General features: G+C 46.3%; 16 protein-coding genes and 1 pseudogene. 8 read left to right on the top strand and 9 right to left on the bottom strand.

Annotated features, from left to right (window positions below; all coding sequences use genetic code 11):
• The first annotated feature begins 225 nt into the window (after positions 1 to 225).
• The gene (locus FHS77_RS02800) at positions 226 to 960 is read left to right on the top strand and encodes a GGDEF domain-containing protein (RefSeq protein WP_184219722.1); all 735 of its coding nucleotides are present in this window, start codon (positions 226 to 228) and stop codon (positions 958 to 960) included.
• A gap of 66 nt (positions 961 to 1026) precedes the next feature.
• Here the strand turns inward: FHS77_RS02800 and FHS77_RS02795 are convergent.
• Positions 1027 to 1681 (bottom strand): annotated as a pseudogene (locus FHS77_RS02795) (IS1595 family transposase).
• 589 nt (positions 1682 to 2270) lie between these two features.
• On the opposite strand from FHS77_RS02795, the gene FHS77_RS02790 reads away from it, so the two are divergent.
• On the top strand, positions 2271 to 3755 hold the full coding sequence (locus tag FHS77_RS02790; RefSeq protein ID WP_184219720.1) for an inorganic phosphate transporter: 1485 nt from the start codon (positions 2271 to 2273) through the stop codon (positions 3753 to 3755).
• A 254-nt stretch (positions 3756 to 4009) separates the two neighbouring features.
• A complete protein-coding gene (locus FHS77_RS02785; RefSeq protein ID WP_184219718.1) occupies positions 4010 to 4702 on the top strand; it encodes an outer membrane protein in 693 nt (230 codons plus the stop codon).
• A 55-nt stretch (positions 4703 to 4757) separates the two neighbouring features.
• On the opposite strand, the gene FHS77_RS02780 is transcribed toward FHS77_RS02785, so the two are convergent.
• Both FHS77_RS02780 and FHS77_RS02775 read right to left on the bottom strand, forming a co-directional pair.
• Entirely contained in the window at positions 4758 to 5096 is a 339-nt protein-coding gene (locus tag FHS77_RS02780; RefSeq protein WP_184219715.1) for a YnfA family protein, read from the bottom strand.
• Between the two features lie 105 nt (positions 5097 to 5201).
• Positions 5202 to 5801 carry a TetR/AcrR family transcriptional regulator gene (locus FHS77_RS02775; RefSeq protein ID WP_184219714.1) on the bottom strand — a complete coding sequence of 200 codons (600 nt, stop codon included), beginning with the start codon at positions 5799 to 5801 and terminating at the stop codon, positions 5202 to 5204.
• Positions 5802 to 6390: 589 nt separating this feature from the next.
• On the opposite strand from FHS77_RS02775, the gene FHS77_RS02770 reads away from it, so the two are divergent.
• Positions 6391 to 7221 (top strand): VOC family protein, encoded by an 831-nt coding sequence (locus FHS77_RS02770; RefSeq protein ID WP_246431216.1) that lies wholly within the window; start codon positions 6391 to 6393, stop codon positions 7219 to 7221.
• A gap of 77 nt (positions 7222 to 7298) precedes the next feature.
• On the opposite strand, the gene FHS77_RS02765 is transcribed toward FHS77_RS02770, so the two are convergent.
• The 4 genes from FHS77_RS02765 to FHS77_RS02750 all read right to left on the bottom strand — a co-directional run bounded on the left by FHS77_RS02765 (position 7299) and on the right by FHS77_RS02750 (position 9225).
• Positions 7299 to 7592, bottom strand: a complete 294-nt coding sequence (locus tag FHS77_RS02765; RefSeq protein WP_184219711.1) for a TFIIB-type zinc ribbon-containing protein — start codon at positions 7590 to 7592, stop codon at positions 7299 to 7301.
• Positions 7593 to 7674: 82 nt separating this feature from the next.
• On the bottom strand, positions 7675 to 8091 hold the full coding sequence (locus FHS77_RS02760) for a hypothetical protein (RefSeq protein WP_210307013.1): 417 nt from the start codon (positions 8089 to 8091) through the stop codon (positions 7675 to 7677).
• Positions 8078 to 8299 (bottom strand): DUF6500 family protein, encoded by a 222-nt coding sequence (locus FHS77_RS02755; RefSeq protein WP_184219708.1) that lies wholly within the window; start codon positions 8297 to 8299, stop codon positions 8078 to 8080. The genes FHS77_RS02760 and FHS77_RS02755 overlap by 14 nt, the downstream gene beginning before the upstream one ends.
• 20 nt (positions 8300 to 8319) lie before the next feature.
• Positions 8320 to 9225, bottom strand: a complete 906-nt coding sequence (locus tag FHS77_RS02750; protein WP_184219705.1) for a LysR family transcriptional regulator — start codon at positions 9223 to 9225, stop codon at positions 8320 to 8322.
• 100 nt (positions 9226 to 9325) lie between these two features.
• On the opposite strand from FHS77_RS02750, the gene FHS77_RS02745 reads away from it, so the two are divergent.
• Positions 9326 to 10153, top strand: coding sequence for a carbon-nitrogen hydrolase family protein (locus FHS77_RS02745; protein WP_184219702.1), 828 nt, complete (start codon positions 9326 to 9328; stop codon positions 10151 to 10153).
• A gap of 23 nt (positions 10154 to 10176) precedes the next feature.
• Entirely contained in the window at positions 10177 to 11496 is a 1320-nt protein-coding gene (locus FHS77_RS02740; RefSeq protein ID WP_184219699.1) for an MFS transporter, read from the top strand.
• Positions 11497 to 11699: 203 nt separating this feature from the next.
• Here the strand turns inward: FHS77_RS02740 and FHS77_RS02735 are convergent, their stop codons facing one another.
• Positions 11700 to 11837 (bottom strand): hypothetical protein, encoded by a 138-nt coding sequence (locus FHS77_RS02735; protein ID WP_184219696.1) that lies wholly within the window; start codon positions 11835 to 11837, stop codon positions 11700 to 11702.
• A gap of 216 nt (positions 11838 to 12053) precedes the next feature.
• On the opposite strand from FHS77_RS02735, the gene FHS77_RS02730 reads away from it, so the two are divergent.
• Positions 12054 to 12587 (top strand): GNAT family N-acetyltransferase, encoded by a 534-nt coding sequence (locus FHS77_RS02730; RefSeq protein ID WP_184219693.1) that lies wholly within the window; start codon positions 12054 to 12056, stop codon positions 12585 to 12587.
• Positions 12588 to 12660: 73 nt separating this feature from the next.
• Positions 12661 to 13557 (top strand): dihydrodipicolinate synthase family protein, encoded by an 897-nt coding sequence (locus FHS77_RS02725; RefSeq protein ID WP_184219690.1) that lies wholly within the window; start codon positions 12661 to 12663, stop codon positions 13555 to 13557.
• A 938-nt stretch (positions 13558 to 14495) separates the two neighbouring features.
• On the opposite strand, the gene FHS77_RS02720 is transcribed toward FHS77_RS02725, so the two are convergent.
• Positions 14496 to 15593 carry a GGDEF domain-containing protein gene (locus FHS77_RS02720; protein WP_184219687.1) on the bottom strand — a complete coding sequence of 366 codons (1098 nt, stop codon included), beginning with the start codon at positions 15591 to 15593 and terminating at the stop codon, positions 14496 to 14498.
• Positions 15594 to 15822: the final 229 nt, after the last annotated feature.

Below are 15822 nucleotides of genomic sequence, written 5' to 3'. Positions count from 1 at the left end.
GATTTTACCCGCACCTAGATGGCGGGTGCGGGGCAAGGCGCTCAATTCAATCAACAGATATTCAAGATAAATAACACAAATCCGCTATAAATCCTTTCTATGCCTATGCTGGAACTACTGCTAAAGATTAATCTTTGGTGAGATTTTTTGCGCGCGTAACTTTTACGAATATGTCATAGTTAAGTCTTTGGACGTATTATAGTTTTAGATCTTGGGGGAGCTGGATTGCGGTTACCATCAGCATATGTTTGGAAGCGAACTGTAGTTGTGGTGCTGATCGCTGCTATAGCCTCCATATCACTATCTACTGTAATCCGTATGATTTCTGGCACAAGTTCAGATGCGACTACCATTGTTGTACGGTTAATTTTACCATTCTTAATTGCTACACCTATCGGTGTCTTTTGGTTCTCGCGATTAGAGCAGTTAGAAGAATCGTATCGTAATGCCGTAAGGCAGGCCAATGAATTGGCTCGCATTGCAAATGTCGATCCATTGACAGGTTTGTTAAATCGTCGAAGTTTCATTGAACAATTTAAAGTTGTCACTAAAGCCGGTGTAAGAGGCTGGTTTTTAATTGCTGATATTGATTATTTGAAGGATATCAATGATCAATATGGTCATCCTGTGGGTGATGATGCTGTCGTTTCCGTTGCTGAAGCAATGATAGATATTTTACCTGATGACTGTCTAATTGCCCGTATCGGTGGTGATGAGTTTTGTGCATTTGTGCCAAAAGCATCATGTTTGAGCATTGATAGCGCTGTCTCACTTATCAGCGATTTGGCGGGAAACTTACTGGAAAATAAGCGTCCCGTAGTTAAACAAAAACTATCTGTCTCGGTTGGATATATTACCGTTAAAAATGGACAGAGCTTTGAAGACGTGATGTCTCTATCAGATGAAAAGCTTTATCGTAAAAAAAATCAAAGAGAAATTAAGTCCTTACCAGCTGAGTAACCCAGATTGATTTTCATTTTTGATTGGCTTTTCTTTTTGGGGCTGACATAGATAGTGTGTCTATCGTTACTTGAGCCACCACTGTCGCAGAACTTTGATGAGCTTGGCAACAGGGCGGTACTTGAAGCGCCCTCACACTCCTTGATGAACAGGTTAAACTGCTGCTTAGGAATGCCGTTATAACCGCGCAGATGACGCTTGGCCTGGTTCCGGAAGTTCGCGATTCCGTTGATGTGATTGATGTCCACGGCGAACAGTCCCGAGTGGTTAATCCGGACATGATGGAACTCGAAAACGTCCGGAACATCATAGGCAACGAAACTGTTGGTTTAGATGATGGAGTCCGGCCTCACCTTGTCCCTGATGGCTGGAAAAGCGTGTCTGTGCGGATATTTGAGCTGATAACGACATGAACCTTGCTACCTCGCTTCAAGAGCCCGAAGACAGGAAACTTGCCCTCTGCACAACGCCCGCGTTTACCTTTCCTGCGCCCGCCGAAATAGCTTTCATCGACTTCGATATCGCCGCCCATCAAGCCCGTCACTGATGAAGCCAACTTCTCGAAAATCACTTCGCGCAACTTATGGAAGAACAGGATCGCCGTATTGCGATTAACACCCGTCAATTGGGCCGCGGAGCGAGCTGTGATACCTGCGCAAAAATACTTCAAAAGCTCAGGTTGAATAGTTTTCCGGAGCCTGCTTCGCCGCCTTGCTCTCATCATCTGACAATAATGGCCTTTCTCAGCTATCTATGTCAGCACGTAAAGTGAATGTGTGCGGAAAATTAAGTGGGACAAGTCCAATATTCCGAACTTTAAATATGTATTTCCACTGTTTTATGCAGAAAAATAAGCGTGTTGCTGTGATCTAAGCAGTATAGGTGCGACTTCGCAGACCATGACAAACATGTGTCAGATTTACGAAAATAATGCGTATTTTTTGTGTGACCTGCTATAACGCCGACTGAGAATCGCTTCATTCAAGGTCGGCAACTTAAGTTCTTACTTGTCAGTTGACCCAGGGTGAGGCGGTAAACATTAAGATGATGAACCGGATATATCTGTTTTGTCGGTGATGAAGTAAGGCGGTTAAAAACACATTTCATATCGTTTTTAATCTGGTCTCTCGTTTTGTCACTCATCGTAATTCTGTGGTGTTTTTTCCAAATCATGTGCGTCAATGAAGTAAGCCGGATTGGATCGGATAAATCAGTCACTATGTTCATTCTCATCCCCCATCAATTGATTGTTGTCTGCAGCAAAACTGTTTTTAAATGTGCATCACAACTTTCGAAACTGCGGAGACGCTATGTCTGGCAATGACTACGAAGCGGATCATCTTGATACGCTAGATCGCGACCTTGGACGTTTTTCCACATTGGAACGCGCCGCCAGCTACACTGCGCGCCCTATGGTTGCGCCGGGTTTAGGATTTATCTTTATCGTTCTGGTCGGTTTGATCGCTATCGTTTCTTTAGGCGAAACCAGTAATAGCTTGTTCATTGTCGTTGTGGCGATTTTTGGTGCTTACATGGCGCTGAATATCGGTGCCAATGATGTGGCTAATAATATGGGGCCAGCTGTTGGTGCTAATGCACTGACCATGGGTGGCGCTATTGCGATTGCAGCTGTGTTTGAGAGTGCGGGTGCATTTATTGGCGGGGCGGATGTTGTCTCGACCATCGCAACAGGCATTATTGCGCCAGAATCCATGGGGACGCCGGAATATTTTGTCTGGGCTATGGTTGCCGCACTTTTATCTTCCGCCATCTGGGTTAATTTAGCCACTTGGATTGGTGCACCTGTTTCTACTACGCATTCCGTTGTAGGGGGCGTGATGGGGGCAGGGATTGCTGCTGCCGGTTTAAGCGCCATCAGTTGGGGTAAAATTGGTGCGATTGCTGCAAGCTGGGTGGTTTCGCCTATGCTTGGCGGCATTATTGCTGCGGGATTTTTATGGTTTATCAAGGCGCGCATTGTTTATCAGCCAGATAAAATTGCTGCTGCTCGCAAGTGGGTTCCGGTATTGATTGGCTTTATGGCCGGTACATTTGCGACCTATCTCGTGCTCAAGGGCATGAAAAATATCTACCCGCTGTCAATACAGTCCGCTTTGCTTGCAGGTTGTGCTATCGGCATTATTATCGGGCTTCTGATGGTACCAGTTATCCGGCGCCAGTCTGAAGGCCTTGAAAACCGTAACAAATCCATCAAGGTTTTGTTTGGTATTCCGCTTGTGGTTTCTGCAGCGCTTTTGAGCTTTGCACATGGAGCCAATGATGTGGCTAACGCTGTGGGTCCATTGGCAGCTATTGTGCAGGTTTCGCATACTGGCATGTTTGCAGATCAGGTAACCATTCCTTTCTGGGTCATGCTGATTGGTGCGCTTGGTATTTCAGTTGGTCTCTTCCTGTTTGGGCCAAAACTCATTCGCATGGTTGGTAGCCAGATTACCAAGCTTAATCCTATGCGGGCTTATTGCGTTGCCTTGTCCGCAGCCGTTACCGTGATTGTCGCTAGCTGGCTTGGCTTGCCGGTAAGCTCAACCCATATTGCCGTTGGTGCAATTTTTGGTGTTGGCTTCTTCCGTGAATGGGATGCTGAGCGTCGCTTACGTAAGGCACAACTTGCGATCCCGACTGAAGGCAGAATGGCGCCGGAAGAGCGTCGTCGCCGCAAACTGGTACGGCGTTCTCATGTGATGACAATCGGTGCTGCCTGGGTCATTACGCTGCCAGCTACCGGAGTATTATCAGCACTGCTCTATCTCGGCTTGAGCATGTTGATTAAGTAAAAAACAGCTTATTAAATAAAAAAAGCCCGCTCACATTTATGTGTAGCGGGCTTTTTTATTTTGGCTGTAAAAATAAATGTTGTGGAATTACAGAGACTTGAATTTGAAATTGACATAGTTAATGAATTGTGAATGAATCTGGAATCAAGTTGATGGTCTCTGTGTCTATTTTGCTACAGACATATTTTTGAAACGGCTTATATTTATATCAGAAGCGAACGGATAGATCTGCATTGCAGAGATCGGGGATCGATATGAATATCAAGTCAATTTTACTTGCATCGACAGTTGTAGTTTTTGCGGCGCACAGTGCAAATGCAGCTGACGCGATTGTGTATCAGGAACCAGCTCCTGTAGTTGTTGCCCCAGTGTTTAGCTGGGCAGGTGGCTATATTGGTGGTCAGATCGGTTATGGCTGGGGCTCATCGAAATTTTATAACTCAGATGGATCTGATAAAGTGAAGCCGGATGGCTTCCTTGGTGGTGTTTACGCTGGTTATAACTTTGATACAGGCAGCAACTTCATTCTGGGTATTGACGGTGATGTAACCTTTAATGGCCTGAAGAAGAGTGAGCGTTTTACCGATGATCTCGGTGATTATAGCTTTGAAAGTAAGTTGCGTACGTCAGGCGCAGTACGTGCTCGCGTTGGTATCGCTTATGATCGCTTTATGCCTTATCTGGCCGGTGGTGTTGCATTTGGTGATATTAAAAATAGCCTGACTGTGAATGGCGATACATATTCCCACAGCAAGACCCGTACCGGTTGGACTGTTGGCGGTGGCTTTGATTATGCCGCAACTGACAATGTGATCATGCGTCTGGAATATCGCTACACAGATTATGGTCGTAAAGACTTTGCCGGAACCGTTGATGGTGAGAGTTTTAATGCGCGCAACAAGTTCAAGGTCAATGAAGTGCGCCTTGGTGTAGCTTACAAATTCTGATTTTTATAAATCAAAAAATAAAAAAGCCGTCTGAATTTCAGGCGGCTTTTTTGTGCTAAATTTTGGATAATTGACCGAGAAGAATGGTCATCATGCCGCCAAGGCAGAGCAGGCCGCCGATAATATCCCAGCGGCTCGGCATTTGCTGTTCAATCACCCAAAGCCAAAAAATAGAGGCGATAATATAAATGCCGCCATAGGCAGCATAAGCGCGACCTGCAAAATCCAGATCGATGCGGGTTAAAATCCAGGCGAAAAATATCAATGAGACAATACCGGGGATGATCCATAACGGGCTTTTATGAAGGCGCAGCCACGCCCAGAATGCGTAGCAACCGGCAATCTCGGCAAGGGCGGCCAGTATGTAGAGCAAAAGTGCATTGAAAACAGGCATGGGGCTCACATCTATCGTAGTGGTGTATTCAGAGTTGAAGTTTGTACGGCACCGGAACAAGAGGAATTACCGCAAGCGGGCAGGGTAATGCATTGTCTCATGCATTTATGCTGCCGGTTTTAAAAATTTTCGGATCATCATGGTGATAAGGCCGCGGCTTGTTTCAAAGTTACTGTGCGGCGCAATCAGCGGGATCATCGGAGCTGCATAGATAAGCGAGATCAGCACTGTGCTGGTGTGTTCCGGATCAAAGCTTGCGTCTACATCGCCGCGTGCTTGTCCGGCGCGCAGTGTTGCGATCAGCAGCTGTCTGACCTTATCGGTATTGGCAATCATAATTTCGCGGACTTTTTCATTTCTGGCGGCTTCCGCGAATAACTCAAAGGTGATGCGGCAGTGCTCAACCTCCGTCCAGCTTTTCATGCTCCATAGCTCAGAGACAAGAACGGTGGCTGTGTCATCGCTTTCCGAATGCGCGTTAATATTGGCGTGCAGGCTTTTCAGATACTCATCGGTCATGGCTACGATGATGGCGTCTTTGCTGGCAAAGTAGTGGTAGAGGTGGCCGGGGCTCATGCTGGCCTCTTTGCATATCATGGAAATAGATGCGCCCTGCAAACCATGCACCAGAAAGCAATTATGGGCAGCTGCCAAAATTTTCTGTTTTTTCGCCTCGTGCTGCTCAGGGTTTAGTTTGCGCGCCATATCACTCTCCAATTCATAGAGCTATCACTCTAATTATATTAATATTGCGCCAATGATAAATAGAGTGATCACTCAAACTATGATTCTTTTACGCCGCAGTCCAGCGCTTAAGCGTTAAATCATCATGATTTTTGAGTGAGATTTATATGCGCAAACTCCTCCAATCCAATCTTTGCGGATCACGGCCACGCAAGAGCTGCGACATCTTGATGGCCGCAGGCAACAATGCCCCATTGATGTAGTGCGTTTTGTTACATTCGGCATTGCCTGATTGACGATAATTGAGATTTTCTCAACCGGAATCGCCAGCAAATAATAACAATATGAAAGAGCATCAGCCGCATTTCATTGCTTCCGCTTGTATATTGGTTTCCTTTGGTGAACAGGCTGTTTGCTATTTAGTCTCTTGTTTGAACAATCAATAAGGCCGATCTTTGTATCAGAAAAAGCAATTATGCTGAGAATGATGCGAGATCTAAACGTGCTAAACAGACGCTCCTTTGTCGCTGGCGGTACTGCCACCGCAGCCACTATTCTGACTACAACGCGTGCTGGGTTTGCCGGTGATCTGTCGCAGGAGAAAACGATCATGGAACTGAAACAGTCGCCAGCTGTCTCACCTTTACCTTTTGCAATGACAACGCCTGTGCGTGTTGCACGTGTTGGCTTGAAATCGCGCAATGCAGAGGAGCTGGCACATTATTATCGAACCATTGTAGGCTTGCAGGAAATGGCACGGCGCAGCCACACGATCGTGCTGGGGGCAGGTGATCGTGAATTGCTGGAGATTGAGCAGTTTTCTTCTGCCAAGCCGGATGATCCGCGCAGTGCCGGTCTTTATCACACGGCCTTTTTGTTGCCATCGCGTGGCGATCTGGCACGTTGGGCGCGCCACGCTATTGATAAACAAATACCTGTTGCCGGTGCCTCAGACCATAATGTCAGCGAGGCCATTTATCTGACTGACCCTGAAGGGAACGGCATTGAAATTTATGCTGATCGTCCACATGACGGCTGGCAGTGGAATGGCTCGCGTGTGGTGATGGGGACGGAAGCGCTCGATGTCGGCAATTTGCTGGAGGCAGGCAAGCCAGCAGGCGGCGAATGGCTCGGAGCTCCGCAAAACACTGTGGTCGGGCATGTGCATTTGCGTGTTGGCAACGCGCAGCAGGCAGAAACATTCTGGCATCAGGAGCTTGGTTTCGATACCGTACAATCTTACGGTGATAAGGCGGTTTTCTTGTCGACAGGTGGTTATCACCATCATATTGCAGCCAATTCCTGGCAAAGTAACCGCGCGGAAAAGCGCGATTTGGATCGAACCGGATTGTCTTTTGTCGCGCTGGAAGATGAGCGCGGCTTGCCATCGCGTACATTTGAAGACCCGTGGGGCAATGTGATTACCACCAGCAAGATTTAAGATTTTTTCTGGCCAATAAAAAAGTCCCGCTAATAAAGCGGGACTTTTAAAACTATCAGTTGCCGTTGTTGCAATAATTAGAAATCGAATAACTCACCGAGCAGTGATTTCTTTTTACGATATTTTTTATGTTCGTAATCATCATCGCGTCTGTAACGGTCATCATGGCCGCGCCCGTCATATTGACGATCACCAGAGCGCTGATCATGCTGGCTGACGGTTCTTGGCTCTTCTGCGGGAACTGAGCGTTCAATGATTTTATCCAGCTCACCGCGATCCAGCCAGACGCCACGGCATTTAGGGCAATAGTCAATTTCAATTCCCTGACGCTCGGACATGACCAGTTCAGTATTATCAATAGGACAGAGCATTATTTTCAAAACTCCTAATTTGCTACCCTACGCAACTGGTAAGCAAATGATGGTTTTTCAAGATTGCAAAGCAAATTTCATGTTATTTTTTAATGAGTGAAAAATGTTTGATACGGCACGGGCCGCTATTTTTGCATGTACCGTCCAGATAACGATAGCGAACCGATACGGTTTTCCCTGCTGTCGGCCAGTTTTTGCGCGGTATCATGGATTGATAGTCTTCAGTTTCTGGATCGAAGTTGAGGGTGTCGCCAGCTTGCGGGCACTCTGCCTGCGCCTTTGCTTTCACGCTGACTATCTTGGTAAAGAGCAGGTGTACATCGCTTGATGGTTCTTGTACTTTTACTGTGAGGTCACAAATCTCCCAATTGGCACTCCATGCCGCCCGTGGCAGTAAAAGCAGAAAGAGGCTGATAATAAGCAATCTTGTGGCGGTTAAAACCATTGGCTGAATGCATCCTTCTAGTTGTAAAATTACTTGCGGCTTATGCCATTTCACGTTCAACCATGGCTTTGATTTTGACAGCCTTTTCAAAGTGGTCGAGTTTATGGGTTCTGATCCACCATTCTGCTGCTTCCATCAGCAGTTCTGGATCGTCATTTTTATTGGCAAAGAATGCGTAGAAAGAAAGGCCGACATTGTCGCCTTTGGTTGCAATTTTTTGATTGCAGACTTCAATGATCTTTTTGTTCAAACTCATACGCATTGCAAATTCCTGTTGTTAAATCATTGGTCGTTCAGAATGGGAGAGTTGGCCTCAATAAACCGGATGAAATCATGCATCAACGGGGTTTCGCGTTGTCTGTCCCAGGTAATGCCAATGTTGAAATTACAATGGTTATCTTCCAGCGGAATGGCGACTACATCCTGTGGCAAAGTTTTGGCAATCGCAGCACCGTAAAGTGTGATGCCTCTTTGCATGGCAATGAGCTGTAATAATACTGGTACATCATCTGCTTCATCACCAATGATAGGTAAAAAACCTGATTGCAGACAGACATTGTTGATCAGTGAGCGAAGCGTCTCCCAGCGTTTTTGAGTGCCCATAACAAAGGGCAGGTCTTTCAGTTCGCGTAAGGAAACATTTGCGCGCGTTGCCAGCGGATGAAACCGTGACACCAGCAGAATAAACCGCTCTTGATAAGCACTCATATAGCTTAAAGGTGCGCGGGAAGCAGCCGAAAGCATAAAGCCAATATCAATCTTACCGCTTTCAATTGCTTCAATCTGTTCATGCGATGACATTTGATAAAGGCTCATCACCGCGTCTTGATAGTGATTACGAAAGCTGATGATCATATCTGCCATAGGCCCGTAAGCAGTCTGAGCGGAATAGCCAACAATAATTTCTCCGGCCTTGCCCGATGAAAGCTGCTGGGCGTGACGGATGGATTTTTCTAGTAGTGTTATGGCTTGCTGGGTGTCTGCTGCCAAAATTTTACCGGCTTTTGTCAGTGCGACACTGCGTGTTGTGCGGTCGAAAAGAGTGAGACCCAGCTCTTCTTCCAACTGTTTAACCGAGCGGCTAATGGCAGGCTGGGCAATGTTAAGTGTTTCTGCCGCTTTACGAAAACTCAAATGCTCTGCCACTGAAAGAAAGTAACGCAGTCGTGTCAGATCCGAAAGCTTCATCCATTGATACCTTTTTGTTATCAATTATGCCGTAATTGATCTTGGACAACATAATAGTCGCTATGTCAAATCATCTGGAATAATTGGGGGTATATGCCTTATGACAAAGACGACAATGATTGTTGCCACCGCGCAGGCGGCAGGATCAGCGAATATTGATGATAATATTGCAAAGGTTGAGCGACTGGCAGGTGAGGCCGCATCTCTAGGTGCGGAGCTGGTAGTTTTTCCTGAAGCAATGATGTTTGATTATACGGCTACGGCTGAGCAAATGGCTGAAGCCGCGCAAAGCCACGGTGATATGTTTGAAAAGGCGATGCTGCGCATTGCTAAAGAGAACAACATCGCGCTGGTGGTTGGTGCGTATGCAGCGGGTAAAACCAAACTTGCCAAAAACATGATGCTGGCCATAGATGCCAATGGCGAATGGCTTGGGCAATATCAAAAACTGCATCTTTATGATGCGTTTCTTTATCAGGAATCGAGCAAAAACGAGCCGGCACCATTACAGCCTGATTTCGGCGAACTGGTTTCTTTCACCCTGGGCGGTTTTAAATTCGGACTGCTGAATTGCTATGACATCCGCTTTCCGGAAATTTCCCGTTTGTTGGTAGAGCAGGGCGCTGATGCCTTATTGGTTTCGTCTGGCTGGGTTGCTGGTCCTTTAAAAGAGTTTCATTGGGAAACATTGCTCAAAGCGCGCGCCATTGAAAACACTTGCTATGTGGTTGGCTCCTGCCAGCCGGCACCGCTTTCTGTGGGCCTGAGCATGGCAGTTGATCCGAATGGAGTTGCTGTTTCTGTGGTGCCTGCGGGCGAAGGATTGGCTATAGCGACGTTGGATCAGGCGCGTATTAAAGCCGTGCGTGATGTTTTGCCTTGCCTTGAGCATCGCCGTTACAGAATTTGCCAGCCCGTCGGCGTATAAAGTTTAAGGAAGGGGAGTAAACTATGTCTGCACATTCAGCAGAAATTTCAGACGCCACCAAAAGTCAGGCTATGCGCCGCGTTTTGGGATCGGCTGCCATCGGACAGTTTGTCGAATGGTATGATTTCGTCATTTACGCTTATTCAGCGGGTATTATCGCCAAGTTGTTTTTCCCGAATACCGATCCGGTAGCGGCATTGCTGGCTACATTTGCGGTTTATGCGGTCGGCTTTTTGATGCGTCCGCTTGGTGGATTTGTATTCGGCAGTCTTGGTGACCGTATCGGTCGCCGTCAGGTGCTTTCACTGGTCATCCTGATGATGGGGGGCGCAACGCTGGCCATCGGCTTGCTGCCAACCTATGACCAGATCGGCATCATGGCGCCAATCCTGCTGGTGGTTTGCCGCTTGATCCAAGGGCTTTCTGCCGCTGGTGAAACTGTCGGCTCCAACTCATTTGTGGCGGAACATGCGCCGGCTGAAAAGCGCGGCCTTTATGTAGCTTTCACTTATTCTTTTGCAAATATTCCGCCAATTGTGGCTGCTCTTCTGGTGCTGTTGCTCACCAATATTATGACTGCGGATAACTATGCCGGTTGGGGTTGGCGTATTCCGTTTTTGATTGGTGCGCCACTGGCTTTGGTCGGCCTTTATATCCGTAACAAAGTAGATGAATCGCCCGCATTTAAGGCGACACAAGCGGCAAAACGCGTGGCCTCAACGCCAATCCGTGATGCGGTGCAAAATCAGAAGCAGCAGATGATGTTCTCCTTTGCTCTGGCTGCTTTCTCGAGCCTTGGTTTCTATACTTTGTCAGGTTATTTTGTTTCTTATCTGACAACAACTATCATGCTAGACCAGAACTCGGCATTGATTTCTAACTCAGTTGCGCTGTTTGTCGCTTTCGTCTTTATGATTTTGGGCGGCAAACTGTCTGATATATACGGACGTAAGCCACTATTGATCATTGGCGTGTTGATGAACGCTGCGATTTGTATTCCGGCCTATATGGTTGCATCGCAAGGAACACTCGTTTCGGCAATTATCGGTCAGAGCATGCTGGCTGTTGGTTGTGGTTTGTTCTGGGGGCCTGTGGGTATTGCGCTTCTAGAACTCTTCCCGACACGCACACGCTTCAGCGCTTCCGCTATCAGCTACAATATGGCCTATACGATTTTTGGCGGCACAGCCCCATTCATCGGTGTTTGGCTGATTATGCAGAGCGGTAACAAATTTGCCCCGGCATATTATATGGCGGCAATTTCAGTGGCTGTACTGGTGGCAATTTTGTTTATGCCGGAAACATCAAAGAAAAGCCTCATCCATGATGAGGACGTGAACTAAGTTCTCGCGTTTAAAATAAAAGGCCACATAGGTTTCTATGTGGCCTTTTTTATCTCAAATTATTAAAACGATAAATCGTAGCGCCATCTTTGCTGATGCTTTGCAAGTCTTAAATGGCATTGTTTTCCAAAGCATTTTGCCAAAAACGACAGGCTTTTTCGTTGGCATCCATGACGCTCAATTTTTATTGACGATGATGGTTTTTAAGTAATTGTCTGAAAACATGCTGACCAGTCATTCACCAGTGCAAAGCCTGCAATTTCATCGCCTGCCAGAATTACATAAGGCCAGCGTGCGCCACTACGCCAATAGTCATCAAAATACAGGTAATAGTCATTCATCTCATCATAGGCGCTGAGTTAGTCCAGATAGGTGAGTGAAAAATCATGGAGTTGTGCTCTTAAAGATTTTCGTGCGATCGTAATTGAAATATCCACGACTATTACCTCTGTTCTAATTTTAGCGTCTGTACTTAACAGATTTGTAGTCTTGTTAAATTCAATAGGGTTTATAATATTTTGAGAAAACTTGAATAAAATCTATGGCTCAGAAATACAATGAATATGATCGATTTTCGCCGCCTTGAACGGCATGAAGTGACTAACGTCTGGCAAATTGAGCGGCGTGAGACCGTCCATGAAGTTTATCATTTTGCTGAGGGTCAACTGCAATTGAGGCCTGAATTTTACGATACACGTGATTGGCCGGAGGGCGAGCCGGAGCTTTACACGCCAATTTTGCTGGAGTGTTTTGACCATGGCGGTGTATTTTTAGGCGCGTTCAGCCAAGACAAACTGATCGCTGCAGGAGTGGTGGATGCGCGTCCTGTGCAGGATTACCCTGACTTGCGCCAACTGCCATTTTTACATGTCAGCCATGACTGGCGCGGGCAGAAACTGGCCTCGAAGCTCTATGCGCTCTGTAAGGATGCGGCTCAAGCATTAGGGGCTGCAGGTTTTTATATTTCTGCAACATCAACTCGCCGTACGGTTGATTTTTATATGCTACAAGGCGGTGTACCAACGTCACAACCCGATCAGGCGCTTCATGAATTGGAGCCGGATGATATTCATCTGATCCACCGGTTTTAAATATAAAATTAGATTGCATGGAGTATAATACCTCAGCATAAACATTGATCTATACAGGTTTAAGGATGTTTTGATGCTTCGTGGTCTTTCTGCTTTTCCGATTACGCCAGTCAATGCAAAAGGTGTTCTAGAGTGCGAAATGCTTGCATATTTGACTGAGCGTCTGATCACGGCCAATGTTCAATCTGTCGGCCTTTTAGGCAGTACCGGCACATATATGTATTTAAATAAGGAAGTGCGTAACCAAGCAATCGAAGTGGCGCAGGCGCAAAATAACGGACGCGTGCCATTCGTTGTCGGTATTAGCGCTATGCGTACTGATGATGCGGTCAATTATGCAAAAACAGCCAGGGCTCTTGGCGTATCAGCCGGTTTGTTATCGGCAGTTTCTTATACGCCTTTGACGGATGATGAAGTGTTTGAGCATTTTACCGCTGTGGCGACGCAAAGTGGTTTACCGATCTGCATATATGATAATCCATCAACAACACATTTTAAATTTTCGCCGGAATTGGTGGCGCGATTAGCACAAGTGCCTGGAATTATTGGTATTAAGAACCCACCTCAAACCAATGCAGATTTGCAAAACCATTTGCAGGAACAAAGAGTAGCCGTAACTGCGGAGTTTGCTATTGGCTATAGCGGTGATTGGGTCTGTGCCGATGCGCTGATTGCCGGAGCTAACACTTGGTATAGTGTGCTGGGGGGGAGTTTTCCGCAAATATGTGTGGCGATAACGAAGGCGGCGCAATCTGGTGATATTGCTGATGCAAAGGCTTTGAATGAACAATTGGAGCCGATCTGGACAATTTTCAAGAAATATTCCAGCTTGCGTGTTACCTATGAAATGCTCAACCATTTTGAAGTTGTGGACGTTGAGCTGCCAAAGCCCTTGCTAGCTCTGAAAGCGGAGGATCGTGAGGCGGTTATTCGCGTATTGCAAACATATCCGGATGGATTTTTTCAATAAAATTCAAGTTTCAGAATGGGCGTATGACAATCAATGCGATGATGGTTGTCATAATAAGTGCCATACAGGCATAGGTTCTGTCGCTCATATTGGCTCCTGAAATCCGGTTGTGGCAAGCTAATCAGGCAACTAATATTCGCCAAGCTTGTGCGTCTTATATGGAGTGAGAATGTATGAGTTTTGTGTAATATTTTGTGTGGCTTAAAAGCAGAAATATAAAATAGCAGGTTTGTTTCAAATAAACTTCAGGCTGACTAGTGGCGAAATGCATAGCGACAGCCCTAAAGTCTCTAGCGAACTGCGGTGATAAAATAAGCCCCATAGGCCGAAAACAACTGCGATCGGGGCTGTAAAAATGCTATATAATCAAACAGGCATCACTTCCGACACCAAACAACGTGATATAATAAAAAATCAGGGCTGTTACGGCGTCAAATATCAATGAAATGATGGCGGAAAAGCAGATGTTTTCTTTGTGGTGATGCGCGTCGAATGGCATCTTATTGCCATCGTTCACGATTAAGGCGAGTTTTAATTGGGGCAGATTTACCGGCAGAAACCGTTTTTGAAGTTAAAATATGTGCGCGCAGTGAACCTGTGCCGGCCAGTACTTCATAATGATTGCGCGGATATACATTACCGGATGGATCGGATGTTTCGGTAGTTTTTTGCATCCGTATCGACGATGACTTTTACCTCTGCTGCCTGTCGTTTGGATGCGCTTACCACAGCTTAAGCTTGGTGTGGAACACTTATTACGCTGTGTAAAGGCGCGGCATTGCAGAGAAAATAGCTTTCTTTATTGGCGTGTCCTCCGATTGAGCTGTTGAGTTTATTTCGTGCAGCCATTGCACGCGACCAGCTTTGAGACGTCAATGTAATATCACCTCATCGGGGCATAATTTTTAATTCTCGCGGGCCGCATGTGGCTGGTTTTATCACGCCAGTTTAGCCAGAGGGCTTTGGTAAGTCGTGATTTGAAACGGTTCTTGCGGTTGTGGGCTATTGCGCTTTGTCTGCAAAAGATAGTTATCTGCATCAGATAGGCTCTCGCTTAATGATGTGCCTTGCGACGGAGACCAATGGGTGAGACCGATACTGGCGGACAATGTTAAGCGGTTGTGTTTCCAGCTAAAAGGAGTGTTGGCAATTGTTCGTGCCAATTTTTCCGCAATTTTAGTGGCTGTTTTAAGATCTGCATCAGGAATGAGAATGCAAAATTCGTCACCACCGATACGTGCGAGAAAGCCGGTTTCATGGGCACCTTGAAGGGTAATGCTTTGCTGCAAAGTTTCTGCCAGATGTTTAAGTGCGTGATCACCGGCAAAATGTCCGTAATTGTCATTGATGATTTTGAACTTATCAAGATCCATCATCAAAACAGTGACAGGACGCTGCATACGCTTGGCGCGTTTTTCAATTAATGGTAGCCTCGCATTGAGGGCTCGTCGATTGGGCAGGCCGGTTAGCTCATCGCGCATAGCCAGTGCCTGTAAATCGCTTTTCAGCTGATCAACCGCCATCAGCAGAAAACCTAAATTGGCAATGCTGGTGCCGATAATGGCTGAGACCAGAAACCATGCGGCATATTGATAATAAGTATCTGCATCAATAAGGTTCAGCAGTTGCAGAATATTGGTAATAGCTTCAGCGCCTTGCCCTAAAACCAATATGCCGAAGGCACCACTGGCAACCCATGTGCCCGCTTGACGCTGCCCTTTGGTCAGCAATGTCCAAACGGTGAGGCTGACAGTAAATAATTGTCCCGTGGCGATGATAAGGTTATTGGCCGCTTGCCTTGACCCGAACAAGATAAATGCCGTCGCAACAAGGCTCACCAAAAGACCTTGTACAGCCCAAAGTGCCTTTTGATTGTAAAAAACCCGCACGCCTTGCCAGAATAAGCCGAAACCACTGATAATTAATATATTTCCGGCATAGGTCCAGCCGAGTGAGTTTTCACCTATAACGAGAAGCGGACCACCAGCACAGGTCATCATCAGTGCCATAAACCAATAGCGCGAAGCATGCTGCAAAGACTTGTATGATCCGGAAATGATAAGCCAAACCAGAGCAAATCCGACAGAATTCAATAATATAATTATGTAAAGAGTTATAAAGTCGAGTTCCATATTTCGCCTTATTATTGACGGTATGCAGATCGCATTTCTGTAAGAGCCCCCGAATTCTCCGGACATTTTCTCACCCTTAATTAAGGGTTAGGAGTAATGTTAGGCATATGACTAGTCATAATTCGCATATTGA

The sequence above is a fragment of the Paenochrobactrum gallinarii genome, from assembly GCF_014205685.1.
Lineage (GTDB): Bacteria > Pseudomonadota > Alphaproteobacteria > Rhizobiales > Rhizobiaceae > Paenochrobactrum > Paenochrobactrum gallinarii.
The sequence above is the reverse complement of the archived record's forward strand: the minus strand, read 5'-3'. Positions and strand labels throughout refer to the sequence as shown.

Bases quoted from the DNA above. Each gene is read 5' to 3' on its own strand.
- FHS77_RS02740 (WP_184219699.1), top strand. From the start codon at position 10,177: ATGTCTGCACATTCAGCAGAAATTTCAGACGCCACCAAAAGTCAGGCT.
- FHS77_RS02730 (WP_184219693.1), top strand. From the start codon at position 12,054: ATGAATATGATCGATTTTCGCCGCCTTGAACGGCATGAAGTGACTAAC.
- FHS77_RS02725 (WP_184219690.1), top strand. From the start codon at position 12,661: ATGCTTCGTGGTCTTTCTGCTTTTCCGATTACGCCAGTCAATGCAAAA.
- FHS77_RS02775 (WP_184219714.1), bottom strand. From the start codon at position 5,801: ATGGCGCGCAAACTAAACCCTGAGCAGCACGAGGCGAAAAAACAGAAA.
- FHS77_RS02770 (WP_246431216.1), top strand. From the start codon at position 6,391: ATGGAACTGAAACAGTCGCCAGCTGTCTCACCTTTACCTTTTGCAATG.
- FHS77_RS02750 (WP_184219705.1), bottom strand. From the start codon at position 9,225: ATGAAGCTTTCGGATCTGACACGACTGCGTTACTTTCTTTCAGTGGCA.
- FHS77_RS02780 (WP_184219715.1), bottom strand. From the start codon at position 5,096: ATGCCTGTTTTCAATGCACTTTTGCTCTACATACTGGCCGCCCTTGCC.
- FHS77_RS02735 (WP_184219696.1), bottom strand. From the start codon at position 11,837: ATGAATGACTATTACCTGTATTTTGATGACTATTGGCGTAGTGGCGCA.
- FHS77_RS02785 (WP_184219718.1), top strand. From the start codon at position 4,010: ATGAATATCAAGTCAATTTTACTTGCATCGACAGTTGTAGTTTTTGCG.
- FHS77_RS02790 (WP_184219720.1), top strand. From the start codon at position 2,271: ATGTCTGGCAATGACTACGAAGCGGATCATCTTGATACGCTAGATCGC.
- FHS77_RS02745 (WP_184219702.1), top strand. From the start codon at position 9,326: ATGACAAAGACGACAATGATTGTTGCCACCGCGCAGGCGGCAGGATCA.
- FHS77_RS02765 (WP_184219711.1), bottom strand. From the start codon at position 7,592: ATGCTCTGTCCTATTGATAATACTGAACTGGTCATGTCCGAGCGTCAG.
- FHS77_RS02755 (WP_184219708.1), bottom strand. From the start codon at position 8,299: ATGCGTATGAGTTTGAACAAAAAGATCATTGAAGTCTGCAATCAAAAA.